This is a genomic window from Pseudomonas sp. Sample_14, assembly GCF_004307515.1.
Lineage (GTDB): Bacteria > Pseudomonadota > Gammaproteobacteria > Pseudomonadales > Pseudomonadaceae > Aquipseudomonas > Aquipseudomonas atacamensis.
In genome coordinates this window covers 1-16,820 of the sequence record NZ_RCOC01000094.1, presented here as the reverse complement: position 1 = coordinate 16,820, position 16,820 = coordinate 1, and the positions used below count along the sequence as shown (strand labels likewise).

Sequence of the window (16,820 nt, the reverse complement as noted above, 5' to 3'; positions counted from 1 at the left end):
TACCCCGACATGACGCAGGGACTGCGGGTTTTATTGCTGTGGCTGGGGCTTGTTGCCTCGGTCGGGGCGAATGACCAGCCGCAGACGCTGGAGGTGCTGGCGCGCCTCGAACCGGGGGGTATCCAGGTGCGCCTCGATGATCGGGAGCGCCAGTGGCTGCGTGAGCATCCAGTCTTGCGCATGGGCATCTCCGGCCCTGATTACCCGCCCTTTGAGATCACCCGCCAACAGCATGAGCTGGAAGGGCTGACGGCGGATTACGCCGACCTGCTGGCGCAACTGCTCGGCATCAGGATCGAAGTGCGGCGTTTCGCCGATCGTCCCGCACTGATGGCCGCACTCAAGCGCGCTGACGTCGAACTCCTGGGCACCTCGAACAGTTTCGAAGCGGCGGATCCGGTCTTTGTTCTGTCGCGGCCGTATGCTGAAGATCAGCCAATGCTGGTGACGCGTCATGACGAGAAACTGCCTGCTGACCTTGCAGGCAAACGCATCGCCATGGTCGAGGATTACCTGCCACTGGCCCATGTTCAGGCTTTCTACCCCGGCGCCCACGTGCAGCTTTATGCTTCGGCCATGGATGCACTCGGCGCGGTCGCCTTCGGTGCCGACGACGTGTACCTGGGCGACTTCATCAGCGCCAACTACCTGATCAACACCAATTATCGCAACGACCTGCAACTGGCCGGGCCGTCGGGGCTTGATGCCAATCCGTTCGCCTTTGCGTTGTTGCGCAGCGATGTGGTCCTCAAACGCATCGTCGACAAGGCCTTGCTGGCCGTGCCCATGGAGCGTCGCCATCTGATCGAACAGCGCTGGAGCGTCGGCCTCGCCGAGATGGCCGAACAGTCGCGGGTACAGCTCAGCGCCGCCGAGCAGCAGTGGCTGGATCAGCACCCGGTGGTGCGGGTCGGCGCTGTCGAAGACTTCGCGCCGTTGGCGTTTTTCGATGCTGATGGGCGCTTCAACGGCCTGGCAGCGCAGTTGCTGAGCCTGATTGCGCAGCGCAGCGGGCTGAATTTCGAGATCGTGCGTGGCACCTCGCTGAACGACCAGTTCGAACAACTTCAGGCCGGCGCACTCGATATTTTGCCCGTGGTAACGCCGAGCACCGAGCGGGAAGCGCAGCTGCAATTCACCCGCGCCTATCTGAACAATCCGTTCGTGCTAGTCAGCGCAGCGAACGGACCACATCCATTGCCGCTCGACGAACTGGCGGGCAAACGCCTGGCGATCTATCGCGGCCACCCGTTGCGCGAATACCTCCTGCAACGGGTTCCCGGCCTGCGTCTGGTCGAAGTCAAAAGCCCCGCCGAAGGCATGGCGCTGATTGCCCGTGGACAGGTCGACGTGACGGTAAGCTCGTTGCTGGTGGCGCGTTTTCTGATCGCCCGCCAATACCGCGACCGCCTGCGTATTACCGGCACCGTAGGCGATCAGCCGGCGCGCATCGCTTTGGCCACGGCGCCGCAGTCGGCGTTGCTGCACTCGATCCTGAACAAGGCGTTGCTGAGCATCGCGCCGCAGCAAATGGATGAACTGGTCGAGCGCTGGAGCCACGATGTGGTGGTGGAGGACAGCTATTGGTCGCGCCATCGCCGCGAAATTCTGCTTGGTTTTGCCGGCGCCGCAGGCTTGCTGCTGCTGGCCCTGATCTGGATCGGCTGGCAGCGTCGGCAGATCCATCAGCGCCAGCAATGGTTGTTGCAACTGCAACAGGCCAAGGACGCAGCGGATGAGGCCAATCGGGCCAAAAGCACTTTCCTGGCGACCATGAGCCACGAGATTCGCACACCGATGAACGCCTTGATCGGCATGCTCGAACTGGCGCTCAAGCGCGCAGAGGAGGGCGTGACTGATCGACTGGCAATTCAGGTGGCGTCGAATGCCGGCCAGCAATTATTGGCGTTGATTGGCGACATTCTCGACATCGCCCGTATCGAGTCGGGGCATTTGTCCCTTTCGCCCGAGCGGGCCAACCTGCGCGAGACGGTGTTATCGGTGTGTCGGGTTTTCGAAGGGCTGGCGCGGCAGAAACGGCTCTTGTGGCGCATCGAACTTGATCCGCGCGCCGACGTGGATGTGCTGATTGATCCGACGCGCTTCAAACAGGTGCTGTCGAACCTGTTGAGCAATGCGATCAAATTCACCCAGTCAGGTGACGTCTGCCTGCGACTGCAGATCGTTGCGATATCGCACGAGCAAGTGAGTGTGCAAGTGCTGATCGAAGACAGCGGCATCGGTATAAGTGCTGAAGATCAAAAGCGCCTGTTCAGCCCGTTCGTTCAAGCGAGCAATAGCCTTCAAGCGGCGCGCAGCGGTTCCGGCCTGGGGCTGGTGATCAGCCGTAACCTCTGCGAAATGATGGGCGGCACGCTGGGTCTTGATAGTGATCTCGGGCAAGGCACGCGAGTGGAAATGAATCTGTCCTTGCCGCTGTTGACAGCTGTGACGACCACACTGGCAACGCCCGAGGCGGCAGCCGCTACCTGTGTATTAAGCGTGTTGGTGGTCGACGATCACCCGGTCAATCGCTTGCTGATGTGCTGGCAACTGAGTGAATTGGGGCATCGCACGGTAGATGTGGGCGATGGCGAACAGGGGCTGGACCGCTGGCGAACCCAGGCCTTCGATGTGGTGATTACCGACTGCAACATGCCGCGCCGCAATGGCTATGAGCTGGCGCAGGCGATTCGCAACGAAGAAGCCGCCAGCGGCCGCAGGCCCTGTCTGATCCTCGGTTTTACGGCCAACGCGCAGATCGAAGAGCGCCTGCGTTGTCTGGATGCCGGCATGGACGGCTGCCTGTTCAAACCGATTCGCTTGCATGATCTGGCTGAAGCCCTGAAAGGCGCTCATCGTTGCGAGCGCCACGAAGATGAACCGCCAAGTGCCGAGCCCGTCGAGATTGATCTGAGTGCCCTGGAGCAGATGGCCGGTGCCGATCACTCGTTGATCGAGCGTTTGCGCAAGGAAGTCGGCAATAGCTTGCGCGACGATCTGCAGGCTTTGGATCAGACCCGCGTCGGCGACCGCAACGGCCTGCGTGAGCTGGCCCATCGCATCAGGGGCGGTGCGCAAATGGTTGGGGCAGCGCGGGTTGTTGCGGCGTGTGCAGATCTGGACACGGCATGCCGAGACGGTGAAAACGCGTTTATCGAGCGTGCCATCGACAGGTTGCGCGAAGCCATGCACGGCCTCGCACGGTGCCTCTGAACCATTGCAGACTCCTGTGGAAGCGAGCCTGCTCGCGAAATGCGCGCCGCTGACTCAATTGTTCTGCATATGGAACACTCAAGCCGATTTCCACCCTCTAGTCGAATATTCGATATGCCCTTACGCTTAATCCAATGCATTTACCCATTGGAGACCCCATGAAAAACATCATCGGCATTTACACCAGCCCCCGCGGCCATTGGGTCGGCGATGGTTTCCCGGTGCGCACGCTGTTTTCCTACGACAATCTGGGCAAGCACATCAGCCCGTTTCTGCTGCTCGATCACGCCGGTCCCGCCGAATTCACCCCGACCACTGAACAGCGTGGCGTCGGCCAGCACCCGCACCGTGGTTTCGAAACCGTGACCATCGTTTACGACGGCGAAGTGCAACACCGCGATTCCACCGGCAGTGGCGGCACCATCGGCCCGGGTGATGTGCAGTGGATGACCGCAGCTTCCGGCATCCTCCATGAGGAATTCCACTCGGAAAACTTCGCCCGAACCGGCGGCAAGCTGGAAATGGTCCAGCTGTGGGTCAACCTGCCGGCCAAGGACAAAATGGCCGCGCCGGGTTACCAGACCATTCTCGACCGCGACATTCCCAGCATCGCGCTCAAGGACAACGCCGGCAGCCTGCGTCTGATCGCCGGCGAATTCGATGGGCACACCGGACCGTCACGGACTTTTACGCCAATCGACGTGTGGGATCTGCGCCTCAATGCCGGCAAGATGCTGACGCTTGATCTGCACGAAGGACGTAATACCGCGCTGGTGGTGTTGAAGGGTTCGGTGCAGGTCAACGGCGCGGAATCGGTTGGGGTAGGGCAGTTGGCGCTGTTCGAACGCGACGGTGATCGACTCACCCTCCAGGCCAGCGAAGACGCGGTGGTATTGCTGCTCAGTGGCGAGCCGATCGACGAACCGATCGTCGGCCATGGCCCGTTCGTGATGAACACCGAGCAGGAAATCCACCAGGCCTTCGCCGACTTCCAGTCCGGGCGTTTTGGCCAGATGCACGCCTGACCCCGAGCTTTACTGGCAACTGAAACTCCACTGTGGGAGCGAGCCTGCTCGCGAATGCTCTGATTCGGTCGAAGAAGTAGTGACTGACATGACGCCTTCGCGAGCAGGCTCGCTCCCACAGGTTGTTCAGCGTCTGATCGTTCCCACGCTCTGCGTGGGAATGCAGCCGGGGACGCTCCGCGTCCCACTGCCTCAAGATCGCAGCCTTCGTCAGCTCAGGGTTTTGCCGTGTTTGTAAGCCGGTGCTCCTCCACCGAAATCAATTGCTCCTACACTGTGCCAATCTGTGCGATCTTCTCGCGATTGGCCTTTGTCGGAGTTGTTTGATGCTGTCTCTGCTGACCGAACACCCGTTGTTTAGCGCGTTGATCCTGATCCTGCTCGATCTTGGCCTGTGGCGGCTGATCAGCTCTCGCGGCAGCGAATGGAAGCTGTTGGTGCGGGTGCTGATTTTCGCCCTGTTCAGCATTGTGCTGTTCAACGAAGGCCTCAACCCGATGGAGCCGGCGCCGTGGGCCGACAACGTGCCGCTGCATCTGGCGGCAACCGGGCTGCAGATCGGCTGGTGGCTGTTTGGTGCGCGGACCCTGACGGTGCTGATCGGCGCGGTGATGATGCAACGGGTCGGCCATACCGGCCGGCTGTTGCAGGACTTGCTCGGCGCGGTGATTTTCCTCATCGCGATCATTGCGGCGCTGGCGTACGTGCTCGATCTGCCAGTCAAAGGTGTGCTGGCGACGTCCGGCGCGTTGGCGATCATTGTCGGCCTGGCTTTGCAGAGCACCTTGAGCGACGTGTTCTCCGGCATCGTCCTCAACACCACCAAGCCCTATCAACTTGATGACTGGATCTCCATCGACGGCACCGAGGGCCGCGTCACCGACATCGACTGGCGCGCCACGCGTCTGCAAACCAGTCAGGGCAGCATGGCCGTGATTCCCAACTCGCTGGCGGCGAAAGCCAAAATCATCAACTTCAGCCGACCGAGCAATATGTTCGGCGTTTCCGTCAGCGTGCCCGTCAGCCCCCATGCCCGACCCAGTTCGGTAATCGAGGCGCTGGAGCGAGCGATGCAAGGCTGCCGGCAATTGCTCGACACACCGGCGCCGAGCGTGTCGTTGAAGAGTTCTGCCAGCGGCGGCGCGGAATACGAAATCAGCGGGTTTGTCGCCTCGATGGGCGAGAAGCGCGTGGTGCGCAATCAGTTGTTCGATCTCGCGTACCGACATTTGCAGGCCTCCGGCGTCAACCTGCTGTCGAGCAACGAGACCAGCGCCGCGCCGCAGTTGTCGCGGCCACGGGCGCTGCTGGAAAGCTCACCGATCTTCTCGACTCTGCGTGAAGAAGAAAAAGACACCTTCAGCCAGAACATGACCCTGCAAACTTTCCGCGCCGGCGAAACGATTCTCGCGGGCGGGGAGGTCAGCGATCATTTGTTCATCATTGAATCCGGCGTGGTATCGGTGACGCTCAAGCGCCATGGTGCGCCACTGGAATCCGGGCGCATGGGGCCGGGCGAGGTGATCGGTGAGGCCGGGATTCTTTCCGACACCGCCTTGCCGGCGGATTTTTCCGCGAAGACTTTCTGCGCCCTGTATCGCATCGAGAAGTCCTACCTGAAACCGTGCCTGGACGCGCGCCATGACATCCACGATGCGATGCAGGCATTGCTCGATTTCCGTCTGCACAAGGCGCAGTCGCTGACCGAGGAAACGCCCGTGGTCGCGCCGAAAAGAGGCTTTCTGCAATGGCTGCGTAACCGAGTCTGAGCTGGCGCTTTGTGATTCGATGCAACCTGGGCGGCGTTCTCAGGGTCACAATTTGCAATCCCACCGAGCAGGAGTTGCAGACGATGAAAAACCTGCGAATCGCCACCTTCAACGTCAACGGCATGCGCGCGCGGCTGCCGAATCTGCTGGAATGGCTCAAGCGCGAGCAACCGGACATCGTCTGCCTGCAAGAGCTCAAATCAGTCGACAGCGCATTTCCCGTCGCCGAACTGGAGGCCGCCGGTTACGGCGCAATCTGGCAGGGCCAGGCGTCATGGAATGGCGTGGCGATTCTGGCGCGTGATGCGCAGCCGTTGGAGAGTCGACGCGGTTTGCCCGGCGATGCCGATGACACCCACAGCCGCTATATCGAAGCGGCGGTGCACGGTGTGCTGGTCGGTTGCCTGTATCTGCCCAACGGCAACCCGCAGCCGGGGCCGAAATTCGATTACAAACTGGCCTGGTTCGAGCGTCTGATCAATTACGCCAAAGACCTGCAAAGCAGCGATCACCCGGTGGTGCTGGCCGGTGACTTCAATGTCGTGCCCACCGACATGGACATCTACAACACCCGTTCCTGGCTCAAGGACGCCTTGTTGCAACCCGAAAGCCGCGAGTGCTACCAGCGGCTGCTGGACCAAGGCTGGACCGATTCTCTGCGCCACGTGTATCCCGAAGAGCGCCTCTACACCTTCTGGGATTACTTCCGTAACCATTGGCAAACCAATTCCGGCCTGCGCATCGACCACCTGCTGCTCAATCCGGCATTGAGCCCGTATTTGCACGACGCTGGCGTCGACGCCTGGGTACGCAACGAACCGCACGCCAGTGACCATGCACCGACATGGATTCGCATCGCTTCGCGGAAAAAGCGCTGAGCGGGCGATTGGCGAAATCAATTGTCGGAAGCCGTGCTTGATCCCGTATACAGGGCAACATCCACGCAGTGTTCTGCGGCCCATGCATAAGGATCGAGCAATGAGTGCGCCACGGCTGACCAGTACCAATCTGTACCTGCAACGTCTGGGTTTCGATGCGCCGCCGCCACCGACGCTTGATACGTTGCGCCAGTTGCAGTCGCGCCACACCGCTCAGTTTGTTTTCGAAAATCTGGCGACGATCAGTGCAGAGCCGGTGTTGATCGACTTGGTCTCCATCGAAGACAAGGTGTTGCAGCAGGGGCGGGGCGGCTACTGCTATGAGCTCAATCATTTGTTCTATGCGCTGCTGCTTGAATTGGGCTTCGACGCACGGGCGATCAGCGGGCGCGTGGTGATGAATCAACCGGAAGGTAGCTGGACGGCGCGAACCCATCGTTTGAGTCTGGTGACCATCGAGGGAGTGCGTTACATCACCGACGTCGGCTTCGGCGGCATGGTGCCCACCGCGCCGCTGTTGCTCGACAGTGAAGATGAGCAACCCACCCCGCACGAACCTTACCGCATCGACAAGCAAGCAGATGGCTATCTGCTGCGCGCCAAAGTCGCAGGCGAATGGCGGCCGATGTACCTGTTCGATTTGCAACGCCAGGAAGACATCGATTACACCGTCGGCAACTGGTACGTCTCCACCCATCCCGAGTCACCCTTTTCGCAGCGCCTGATGGTCGCGCGCACCGGCGCTGGCTGGCGCAAAACCCTGAACAACGGCAGTTTTGCCATTCATCACATGGGCGCGGACAGTGAGCGGCGCGAGGTGGCGGACGTCGACGAGCTGATGAAATTGCTGCGGCGCGAGTTCGATCTTCAGGTGCCTGATTCACCGCGTGTGCGACAAGCGCTGGCTCGGGTCATCGCGCCAGCCTCCATCTAAGGCTTTACATCAGGCTCCAATACGCGACGGATTTCGCCGATGGCCGCTGACAGCTTTCGCTCGAGACTCTTGAGATCGGTGGCGGTGATGCCTTTCTTGAATTGGCCCGTCAGACCTGAATCGTCGGCGCTTTCCTGCTGGCGTGGGCCATCAAGCAGAGCATGGCGCAGGGTGTTGTTGATCACAGTCTGGTAGCCAAAGCCCTCGGTTTCCGCGGCGGTACGCGCCGCTTCGATCACCGCGTCATCAAGCATGATAGTGATGCGGGTCTTGCCCTTGCTCGGCGCTACTGCGCCGCGTTTACCTGCGGAAAAGTCATATTCGTCTTTCATCGTTCAAGCCTCCTGAAAATACGCGCGCCGTTCGCTGGGTGTGGCGAGACGTGCGGAAATGATTCGAACAACATTGGCTTCGCGATAGCTGTAAGCAACGGCAAGCACACGACCTTTGGCATCGAGGCCGAGGGTGATCCAGCGTTGTTCGTCATGGTCGTTGTCCTCAAGTGTCAGTGCGCGTTCGTCATGAAAAACCGGTTCGGCTTCGGCGAGGCTGATGCCTTTGTGCTTGAGTTTGTTGGCTGCGTTTTTGCTTTTGTCGTACTGAATCTTGAATGACTTCATTATGCATACTTTATATGTATAAAAAAGAGCGCGACTGCACCGTCGGTCGCCGTGAACACTTCAGCCTAGTGGGCACTGGCGAGGATGCAGCGGGGATGTGTTGCCGGATTTGTTGGGGCAAGAAGCGCAGGCTAGAAGGTTGGATGGCTACCTAACCATAATGTGACTGACAAGTTGTATACAACTCTATGGACATTTGTCCTGAGTATTGAATACAGTGTGCGCATAACAAAAACCAGGGAACCCCCCACCATGAAAACGCCCCATGTTTCACACCAACGGCCCGAGGACGAAAACCTCGGGGTCGGCGCGAATATGGCTTACGGCCTGCAACATGTTCTGACCATGTACGGCGGTATCGTTGCGGTGCCACTGATCATTGGCCAGGCGGCCGGTCTGTCGCCGGCGGACATTGGTCTGTTGATTGCTGCTTCATTGTTTGCGGGGGGGCTGGCGACGTTGCTGCAAACCCTGGGTCTGCCGTTTTTTGGCTGTCAGCTGCCGCTGGTCCAGGGCGTATCGTTCTCCGGCGTGGCGACCATGGTTGCGATCGTCAGCAGCGGCGGGGAGGGCGGTTTCCAATCGGTGCTGGGTGCGGTGATTGCCGCCTCGTTGATCGGCTTGCTGATCACGCCGGTGTTTTCACGCATCACCAAGTTCTTTCCGCCGCTGGTCACCGGCATTGTGATCACCACCATCGGCCTGACGCTGATGCCGGTGGCCGCACGCTGGGCGATGGGCGGCAACAGCCACGCGCCGGACTTCGGCAGCATGCAGAACATCGGTCTGGCGGCGGTCACGCTGGTGCTGGTGTTGCTGCTGAGCAAGGTTGGCAGCGCGACCATTTCTCGGCTGTCGATTCTGCTGGCCATGGTCATCGGCACGGTGCTGGCGGTGTTCCTTGGCATGGCGGATTTCTCCAGTGTCACCACCGGCCCCATGTTCGGCTTCCCGACACCGTTCCACTTCGGCATGCCGACCTTCCATTTCGCCGCGATCCTGTCGATGTGCATTGTGGTCATGGTGACGCTGGTGGAAACCTCGGCGGACATCCTCGCCGTGGGCGAGATCATTGACACCAAGGTGGATTCCAAACGCTTGGGTAACGGCCTGCGTGCCGACATGCTGTCGAGCATGTTTGCGCCGATCTTCGGTTCGTTTACGCAAAGTGCTTTCGCGCAGAACGTAGGGCTGGTGGCGGTGACCGGGATCAAGAGCCGATTCGTGGTCGCTACCGGCGGCTTGTTCCTGGTGGTGCTCGGCCTGCTGCCGTTCATGGGCCGGGTGATTGCCGCCGTGCCGACTTCGGTCCTTGGCGGCGCAGGGATCGTGCTGTTCGGCACCGTGGCGGCGAGCGGCATTCGCACGTTGTCGAAGGTGGACTACCGCAACAACGTCAACCTGATCATCGTGGCCACTTCGATCGGTTTCGGCATGATCCCGATCGCCGCGCCGAACTTCTACGATCATTTCCCGAGCTGGTTCGCGACTATTTTCCATTCGGGCATCAGTTCATCTGCAATCATGGCGATCCTGCTCAACCTGGCGTTCAACCACTTCACGACCGGCAATTCGGATCAACAATCGGTGTTCGCCGCAGCCGAAGAGCGCACCCTGCGTTATCGCGATCTGGCCGCGCTGCGTGAAGGCGATTACTTCAGCGACGGCAAGCTGCATGATTGCGATGGCAAGGAAGTGCCCGTGATCGAGCCGGATGACCACGACCATGGCCACGGCGCGCCGAAGGTGCAGGTGAAAAGCAGCGAACATGTCTGACCGCTGCGTCTGAAACAGAAAAGGCCGATCTGCCCAAGCAGATCGGCCTTTTGGCATTTTTCGAGCGTCCACAAAAAAGCCCCTGAATCTCGCGATTCAGGGGCTTTGCTATTTGGCTCCACAACCTGGACTCGAACCAGGGACCCAGTGATTAACAGTCACTTGCTCTACCAACTGAGCTATTGCGGAATTGGTGCGTATGTTACTGATTCAAAAAGAGAAGTCAAGCATCGCCTGGCAACTTTTGCGATTCGTCGGGACGGACGGCATTTTGTCAGCGATTGGCGGTTACCAGAAAGGCCTCAGAGGTCTACCATGGCAGCCCGGAAGTGGTCACACGCGCTGCCGGCCATTCGCCGCAAAGGTACGCGCCATGACTCAAATCACCCGTAATACCGAGGTGCTCGCATGAGCACTGCACAGATCAGCCTGCCCAAAGGGATCGGCCCGCACGCCGAAAAACTCTTCGATGCAATCGCCGGGGCAAGCACCGCCGAAGAATTGAACCGCGCTGGCGGCAAGGCTGAAGGTTTCGTGCTTGGTCTTGAAAGCAGCAAGGCCATCAAGAGCCAGGTCGCCGAGTCGCTGTATGTGATTTACGACGATGCTGCCACTCAACGCTCGGCCGAGCTGGCTTAACTGCCGAAGGTAATCGTGCCGAGCATCAGCTTGGCATAGGCCGCCGTCGCCGCCAGTTGCACCAGCCACAGGGCCAGGCCACCGAGGAATACCCCGGTGGCGACTTGCAGCACCAGGCTCTTTTCACGCTTGGCCGGAGCGCGCGGGATGAAATCATCCAGGTCGTCACGGTCAGCGCGCAGGTTGTCGTTTTTCATGTGGGTTCTCTTCAGAAAATCTCGGGTGTACACAAAACCGGTAGGAGCTGCGGAACGCTGCGATCTTTTGATCTTGATCTTAGAAACAAGATCAAAAGATCGCAGCCTCGTTGCACTCGTCAGCTCCTACACTTTGAATTGTGTGCAGTCTAGAGGTTGCGAGGCGTTTCCAGAGACAAATAAAAACGGGAAGCCCAAAAGGCTTCCCGTTTTTCATCACTCGCCGAAATCAGATGACCTGAACGATCGCGTCCGTCACAGCCTTGATGTTGCTCTGGTTCAGCGCGGCCACGCAGATGCGGCCGGTGTCCAGGGCGTAGATGCCGAACTCGTTGCGCAGGCGATGCACTTGTTCAGTGGTCAGGCCGGAGTAGGAGAACATGCCGCGCTGACGACCAACGAAGCTGAAATCGCGGCCCGGGGCTTTTTCCGCCAGCAGGGCAACCATCTGCTCGCGCATGCCGCGAATACGCAGACGCATCTCGGCCAGCTCGGCTTCCCACTGCGCGCGCAGTTCCGGGCTGTTCAGCACCGCAGCAACGATGCTGGCGCCGTGGGTCGGCGGGTTGGAGTAGTTGGTGCGGATCACGCGCTTGACCTGCGACAGCACGCGCGCGCTTTCTTCTTTCGATTCGCTGATGATCGACAGTGCGCCAACGCGTTCGCCGTACAGCGAGAACGACTTGGAGAACGAGCTCGAGACGAAAAAGGTCAGGCCGGATTCGGCGAACAGGCGCACAGCGGCGGCGTCTTCGTCGATGCCGTCGCCGAAACCCTGGTAAGCCATGTCGAGGAACGGCACGTGACCTTTGGCCTTGACCACTTCCAGCACCTTGTTCCAGTCCGCCGGGGTCAGGTCGACGCCGGTCGGGTTGTGGCAGCAAGCATGCAGGACAACGATCGAGCCGTTCGGCAGGGCGTTGAGGTCGTCGAGCATGCCGGCACGGTTCACGTCATGGGTGGCAGCGTCGTAGTAACGGTAGTTCTGCACCGGGAAACCAGCGGTTTCGAACAGCGCGCGGTGGTTTTCCCAGCTCGGGTCGCTGATCGCCACGACGGCGTTCGGCAGCAGTTGCTTGAGGAAGTCGGCACCGATTTTCAGTGCGCCGGTCCCGCCGACGGCCTGAGTTGTGATGACGCGACCGGCGCTGGTCAGCGGCGAGTCGTTGCCGAACAGCAATTTCTGCACGGCCTGGTCGTAGGCAGCGATGCCATCGATCGGCAGGTAACCGCGCGAAGCGTGTTGCGCGACGCGAATCGTCTCGGCTTCGATCACCGCGCGCAGCAGTGGAATTCGCCCCTCTTCGTTGCAGTACACGCCCACGCCCAGGTTGACCTTGGTGGTCCGGGTATCGGCGTTGAATGCTTCGTTGAGGCCCAGGATTGGATCGCGGGGTGCCATTTCGACAGCGGAGAACAGGCTCATTATTACGGCGGCTCTGAATGGAGAGTGGAGGGACGTGTCGCGCTCCAGCCGAATGCACTAGAGCGGTGCACAAACGGGGAGCTAGTATAGAGGCCATCACCGCGCAATGGCGACAGGCGAATCGGCTTTTAGGGTAAGTTTTTCCGATTATTTCTTGACCGTTAGTCGATTGACTTTGTCAGACTCTTTACCGGATGTAGGACGTTTGCCTTGAAAGGTCAGGCAATCGCCACCACATTCAGCACAATCCAGGTTTTTTCTTGCGCGACATCGGTCGTTTGCGGTCGTCCTCGTGGTGCTCCGTCTGACGCGGAACGCCGCGATTCCAGAGGTGTGTATGTCGGAATTCCAGCTAGTCACCCGCTTCGAGCCTGCCGGCGATCAGCCGGAAGCCATTCGCCAGTTGGTTGAGGGCATTGACGCCGGGCTGGCGCACCAGACACTGCTCGGTGTGACCGGTTCGGGCAAGACCTTCAGCATTGCCAACGTCATCTCCCAGGTCCAGCGGCCGACGCTCGTACTGGCGCCGAACAAGACCCTGGCCGCGCAGTTGTACGGGGAGTTCAAGGCGTTCTTCCCGAACAACGCCGTTGAATACTTCGTTTCCTACTACGACTACTACCAGCCCGAAGCCTATGTGCCGTCGTCCGACACCTTCATCGAGAAGGACGCGTCGATCAACGACCACATCGAGCAGATGCGGCTGTCCGCGACCAAGGCGTTGCTGGAACGCAAGGACGCGATCATCGTCACCACGGTGTCGTGCATCTATGGTCTGGGCAGTCCGGAAACCTATCTGAAAATGGTCTTGCACGTTGATCGCGGCGACAAGCTTGATCAGCGTGCGCTGCTGCGGCGCCTGGCCGACTTGCAATACACCCGCAACGACATGGATTTCGCCCGGGCGACGTTCCGCGTGCGCGGTGACGTGATCGATATCTTCCCGGCGGAATCCGATCTGGAAGCGATCCGCATCGAGCTGTTCGATGACGAGGTCGAGAGCATTTCCGCCTTCGATCCACTGACCGGCGAAGTCATCCGCAAGATGCCGCGCTTCACTTTCTACCCGAAAAGTCACTACGTGACGCCTCGGGAAACCCTGCTCGATGCTATCGAAGGCATCAAGGTCGAATTGCAGGAGCGCCTCGAATACCTGCGCAGCAACAACAAACTGGTGGAAGCCCAGCGTCTGGAACAGCGCACCCGTTTCGACCTGGAAATGATCCTCGAACTGGGCTATTGCAACGGCATCGAAAACTACTCGCGCTACCTGTCCGGGCGTCCGTCCGGCGCGGCGCCGCCCACCCTTTACGACTATCTGCCGGCCGACGCCTTGCTGGTGATCGACGAATCCCACGTCAGCGTGCCGCAGGTCGGCGCGATGTATAAGGGCGACCGTTCGCGTAAAGAGACGCTGGTCGAGTACGGCTTCCGCCTGCCTTCGGCGCTTGACAACCGGCCCATGCGTTTCGACGAGTGGGAAGGGGTCAGCCCGCAAACCATTTTCGTCTCGGCAACGCCCGGCAATTACGAAGCCGAGCACGCCGGGCGCGTGGTCGAACAGGTGGTGCGGCCGACTGGCCTGGTCGACCCGCAGGTTGAAGTGCGGCCGGCGCTGACCCAGGTCGATGACTTGCTCTCGGAAATCACCAAGCGTGTAGCGATCGAAGAACGTGTGCTGGTCACCACGCTGACCAAGCGCATGGCCGAAGACCTGACCGATTACCTCGCCGACCACGGCGTGCGCGTGCGTTATCTGCACTCGGACATCGACACCGTCGAGCGCGTCGAGATCATCCGCGATTTGCGCCTCGGCGTGTTCGATGTGCTGGTCGGGATCAACCTGCTGCGTGAAGGCCTCGACATGCCGGAAGTGTCGCTGGTGGCGATTCTCGATGCCGACAAGGAAGGCTTCCTGCGTTCCGAGCGCTCGCTGATCCAGACCATCGGTCGCGCGGCGCGTAACCTCAATGGCCGGGCGATTCTCTACGCTGATCGCATGACTGGTTCGATGGAGCGGGCGATTGGTGAGACCGAGCGCCGTCGCGAGAAGCAGATCGCCTTCAACCTTGAGAACGGCATCACCCCGAAAGGTGTGATCAAGGACGTCGCCGACATCATGGAAGGCGCCACCGTGCCGGGTTCGCGCAGCAAGAAGCGCAAAGGCATGGCCAAGGCCGCCGAAGAGAACGCCAAGTACGAAGCCGAGTTGCGCTCGCCAAGCGAAATCACCAAACGCATCCGCGCGCTGGAAGAGAAGATGTACCAACTGGCGCGGGATCTGGAGTTTGAAGCGGCGGCGCAGATGCGTGACGAGATTGCCAAACTGCGCGAACGATTGCTTACGGTATAAGGGATCGTTCCCACGCAGAGCGTGGGAACGATCATTGTGTATCCCTGTGGGAGCGAGCCTGCTCGCGAATGGCCTTCCCACAAATCGGACGGCCTAGCGCATCCGGCTTAAATACCCTGCCCGCTGGAGCGGGGCGGGTGTCGCCTGTTACCATTCGCCGCTTGATTGTTCTGCTCTTCATTTTTTCGAGACAAGCCATGACCACCGTCCGCACTCGCATCGCGCCATCGCCTACCGGGGACCCCCACGTAGGTACCGCTTACATCGCATTGTTCAACTACTGCTTTGCCAAGCAGCATGGCGGTGAGTTCATCCTGCGCATCGAAGACACCGATCAATTGCGTTCGACCCGCGAGTCCGAACAGCAGATCTTCGACGCCCTGCGCTGGCTCGGCATCGACTGGAGCGAAGGCCCGGATGTCGGCGGCCCGCACGGCCCTTATCGGCAGAGCGAGCGCGGCGATATCTACCAGAAGTACTGCCAGCAACTGGTCGACATGGGTCATGCGTTCCCGTGCTTCTGCACCGCTGAAGAACTCGATCAGATGCGCGCCGAGCAAATGGCTCGCGGCGAAACTCCACGTTACGACGGCCGCGCACTGCTGCTGTCGAAGGAAGAAGTCGCGGCGCGCCTGGCCGCTGGCGAACCGCACGTGATCCGCATGAAAGTGCCGAGCGAAGGCGTCTGCGTGGTGCCGGACATGTTGCGTGGCGACGTCGAGATCCCGTGGGATCGCATGGACATGCAAGTGCTGATGAAGACCGACGGCCTGCCGACGTACTTTCTCGCCAACGTCGTCGACGATCACCTGATGGGCATCACCCACGTGCTGCGTGGCGAAGAGTGGCTGCCATCGGCACCGAAACTGATCTTGCTCTACGAATACTTCGGCTGGGAACAACCAGAGCTGTGCTACATGCCGCTGCTGCGCAACCCGGACAAGAGCAAGCTGTCCAAGCGCAAGAACCCGACCTCGGTGACGTTCTACGAGCGCATGGGCTTCATGCCGGAAGCGATGCTCAACTACCTCGGCCGCATGGGCTGGTCGATGCCGGACGAGCGCGAGAAGTTCTCGCTGCAGGAAATGGTCGACAACTTCGACCTCAAGCGAGTGTCCCTCGGCGGGCCGATCTTCGACATCGAGAAGCTGTCGTGGCTCAACGGCCAGTGGCTGCGCGATCTGCCGGTGGAAGAGTTTGCCGCCCGCGTGCAGAAGTGGGCGTTCAACTCCGACTACATGATGAAGATCGCGCCGCACGTGCAGGGCCGGGTTGAAACGTTCAGCCAGGTCGCACCGCTGGCGGGGTTCTTCTTTGCTGGCGGCGTGAATCCGGATGCCAAGCTGTTTGAGTCGAAAAAACTCTCCGGCGATCAGGTTCGCCAGTTGATGCAGTTGATCCTGTGGAAACTGGAAAGCCTGCGGCAGTGGGAGAAGGACAGCATCACCGCGACGATTCAGGCGGTGGTCGAATCCCTCGAGCTGAAACTGCGCGATGCGATGCCGCTGATGTTTGCTGCGATCACCGGGCAGGCGAGTTCGGTGTCGGTGCTCGATGCGATGGAAATCCTCGGCCCGGATCTCACCCGATTCCGCTTGCGCCAGGCGATTGACCTGCTGGGCGGCGTGTCGAAGAAAGAAAACAAAGAGTGGGAAAAGCTCTTGGGCGCCATCGCCTGATTGCTTTTGCTTCTCTGCAGGACTGCCGAAGGCTGCGATCTTTTGATCCTGCCTTCGGCGTTTCTCCCGAATTTACGGGGGAGGGCGGTAAGTGATTGTTATCCCGGCAAAAAATTTTGAAATTTTTCAAAAATAAGTTTGACAGGCTTTCGATACGCCCTTAAGATTCGCCCCGTCCTCAGCGATGAGGGGCTATAGCTCAGCTGGGAGAGCGCTTGCATGGCATGCAAGAGGTCGACGGTTCGATCCCGTCTAGCTCCACCAATTTTACAGTTCAAGGTCTGGCCACACCGGCCTTGAATCGATCA

The 16,820-nt window shown here is 60.0% G+C and carries 13 protein-coding genes and 2 tRNA genes; 10 read left to right on the top strand and 5 right to left on the bottom strand.

The window, feature by feature from the left end; translation table 11 throughout:
* Nucleotides 1-9 precede the first annotated feature (9 nt).
* From D8U61_RS23470 to D8U61_RS23450, 5 genes are all read left to right on the top strand, one after another.
* Entirely contained in the window at nucleotides 10-3,216 is a 3,207-nt protein-coding gene (locus tag D8U61_RS23470) for a transporter substrate-binding domain-containing protein (RefSeq protein ID WP_130927729.1), read from the top strand.
* 158 nt (nucleotides 3,217-3,374) lie between these two features.
* The gene (locus D8U61_RS23465; RefSeq protein WP_130927728.1) at nucleotides 3,375-4,241 is read left to right on the top strand and encodes a pirin family protein; all 867 of its coding nucleotides are present in this window, start codon (nucleotides 3,375-3,377) and stop codon (nucleotides 4,239-4,241) included.
* A gap of 326 nt (nucleotides 4,242-4,567) precedes the next feature.
* The gene (locus D8U61_RS23460) at nucleotides 4,568-6,010 is read left to right on the top strand and encodes a mechanosensitive ion channel family protein (RefSeq protein WP_024012372.1); all 1,443 of its coding nucleotides are present in this window, start codon (nucleotides 4,568-4,570) and stop codon (nucleotides 6,008-6,010) included.
* An 83-nt stretch (nucleotides 6,011-6,093) separates the two neighbouring features.
* Complete coding sequence (gene xth, locus D8U61_RS23455) at nucleotides 6,094-6,888, top strand: exodeoxyribonuclease III (RefSeq protein WP_076567072.1); 795 nt, start codon at nucleotides 6,094-6,096, stop codon at nucleotides 6,886-6,888.
* A gap of 100 nt (nucleotides 6,889-6,988) precedes the next feature.
* Nucleotides 6,989-7,822 (top strand): arylamine N-acetyltransferase, encoded by an 834-nt coding sequence (locus tag D8U61_RS23450; protein ID WP_130927727.1) that lies wholly within the window; start codon nucleotides 6,989-6,991, stop codon nucleotides 7,820-7,822.
* Here D8U61_RS23450 and D8U61_RS23445 read toward each other — a convergent pair.
* The gene (locus tag D8U61_RS23445; RefSeq protein ID WP_076567077.1) at nucleotides 7,819-8,154 is read right to left on the bottom strand and encodes a BrnA antitoxin family protein; all 336 of its coding nucleotides are present in this window, start codon (nucleotides 8,152-8,154) and stop codon (nucleotides 7,819-7,821) included. The two genes, D8U61_RS23450 and D8U61_RS23445, sit on opposite strands and share 4 nt — an antisense overlap.
* Before the next feature lie 3 nt (nucleotides 8,155-8,157).
* Entirely contained in the window at nucleotides 8,158-8,442 is a 285-nt protein-coding gene (locus tag D8U61_RS23440; protein ID WP_041478522.1) for a BrnT family toxin, read from the bottom strand.
* A 252-nt stretch (nucleotides 8,443-8,694) separates the two neighbouring features.
* Between D8U61_RS23440 and D8U61_RS23435 the strand changes: the two genes are divergently transcribed.
* Complete coding sequence (locus D8U61_RS23435; protein WP_024012376.1) at nucleotides 8,695-10,218, top strand: nucleobase:cation symporter-2 family protein; 1,524 nt, start codon at nucleotides 8,695-8,697, stop codon at nucleotides 10,216-10,218.
* A gap of 113 nt (nucleotides 10,219-10,331) precedes the next feature.
* On the opposite strand, the gene D8U61_RS23430 is transcribed toward D8U61_RS23435, so the two are convergent.
* Nucleotides 10,332-10,407: transfer RNA gene (locus D8U61_RS23430), tRNA-Asn, on the bottom strand.
* A gap of 219 nt (nucleotides 10,408-10,626) precedes the next feature.
* On the opposite strand from D8U61_RS23430, the gene D8U61_RS23425 reads away from it, so the two are divergent.
* Complete coding sequence (locus D8U61_RS23425) at nucleotides 10,627-10,857, top strand: hypothetical protein (RefSeq protein ID WP_122700510.1); 231 nt, start codon at nucleotides 10,627-10,629, stop codon at nucleotides 10,855-10,857.
* Here the strand turns inward: D8U61_RS23425 and D8U61_RS23420 are convergent.
* Nucleotides 10,854-11,054, bottom strand: coding sequence for a hypothetical protein (locus D8U61_RS23420; RefSeq protein WP_016773917.1), 201 nt, complete (start codon nucleotides 11,052-11,054; stop codon nucleotides 10,854-10,856). The two genes, D8U61_RS23425 and D8U61_RS23420, sit on opposite strands and share 4 nt — an antisense overlap.
* A 229-nt stretch (nucleotides 11,055-11,283) precedes the next feature.
* Nucleotides 11,284-12,480 carry an amino acid aminotransferase gene (locus D8U61_RS23415; RefSeq protein WP_125927217.1) on the bottom strand — a complete coding sequence of 399 codons (1,197 nt, stop codon included), beginning with the start codon at nucleotides 12,478-12,480 and terminating at the stop codon, nucleotides 11,284-11,286.
* 337 nt (nucleotides 12,481-12,817) lie between these two features.
* Between D8U61_RS23415 and uvrB the strand changes: the two genes are divergently transcribed.
* The 3 genes from uvrB (at nucleotide 12,818) to D8U61_RS23400 (ending at nucleotide 16,776) form a co-directional block, all read left to right on the top strand.
* The gene (gene uvrB, locus D8U61_RS23410) at nucleotides 12,818-14,833 is read left to right on the top strand and encodes an excinuclease ABC subunit UvrB (RefSeq protein WP_016773919.1); all 2,016 of its coding nucleotides are present in this window, start codon (nucleotides 12,818-12,820) and stop codon (nucleotides 14,831-14,833) included.
* Between the two features lie 197 nt (nucleotides 14,834-15,030).
* Entirely contained in the window at nucleotides 15,031-16,512 is a 1,482-nt protein-coding gene (gene gltX, locus D8U61_RS23405; RefSeq protein WP_071171803.1) for a glutamate--tRNA ligase, read from the top strand.
* Between the two features lie 188 nt (nucleotides 16,513-16,700).
* Nucleotides 16,701-16,776, top strand: a tRNA-Ala gene (locus tag D8U61_RS23400).
* The last annotated feature ends 44 nt before the right edge of the window (nucleotides 16,777-16,820 follow it).

Bases quoted from the DNA above. Each gene is read 5' to 3' on its own strand.
- D8U61_RS23465 (WP_130927728.1), top strand. From the start codon at position 3,375: ATGAAAAACATCATCGGCATTTACACCAGCCCCCGCGGCCATTGGGTC.
- D8U61_RS23460 (WP_024012372.1), top strand. From the start codon at position 4,568: ATGCTGTCTCTGCTGACCGAACACCCGTTGTTTAGCGCGTTGATCCTG.
- gltX (WP_071171803.1), top strand. From the start codon at position 15,031: ATGACCACCGTCCGCACTCGCATCGCGCCATCGCCTACCGGGGACCCC.
- D8U61_RS23470 (WP_130927729.1), top strand. From the start codon at position 10: ATGACGCAGGGACTGCGGGTTTTATTGCTGTGGCTGGGGCTTGTTGCC.
- D8U61_RS23450 (WP_130927727.1), top strand. From the start codon at position 6,989: ATGAGTGCGCCACGGCTGACCAGTACCAATCTGTACCTGCAACGTCTG.
- D8U61_RS23425 (WP_122700510.1), top strand. From the start codon at position 10,627: ATGAGCACTGCACAGATCAGCCTGCCCAAAGGGATCGGCCCGCACGCC.
- D8U61_RS23435 (WP_024012376.1), top strand. From the start codon at position 8,695: ATGAAAACGCCCCATGTTTCACACCAACGGCCCGAGGACGAAAACCTC.
- D8U61_RS23420 (WP_016773917.1), bottom strand. From the start codon at position 11,054: ATGAAAAACGACAACCTGCGCGCTGACCGTGACGACCTGGATGATTTC.
- D8U61_RS23415 (WP_125927217.1), bottom strand. From the start codon at position 12,480: ATGAGCCTGTTCTCCGCTGTCGAAATGGCACCCCGCGATCCAATCCTG.
- D8U61_RS23440 (WP_041478522.1), bottom strand. From the start codon at position 8,442: ATGAAGTCATTCAAGATTCAGTACGACAAAAGCAAAAACGCAGCCAAC.
- xth (WP_076567072.1), top strand. From the start codon at position 6,094: ATGAAAAACCTGCGAATCGCCACCTTCAACGTCAACGGCATGCGCGCG.
- uvrB (WP_016773919.1), top strand. From the start codon at position 12,818: ATGTCGGAATTCCAGCTAGTCACCCGCTTCGAGCCTGCCGGCGATCAG.
- D8U61_RS23445 (WP_076567077.1), bottom strand. From the start codon at position 8,154: ATGAAAGACGAATATGACTTTTCCGCAGGTAAACGCGGCGCAGTAGCG.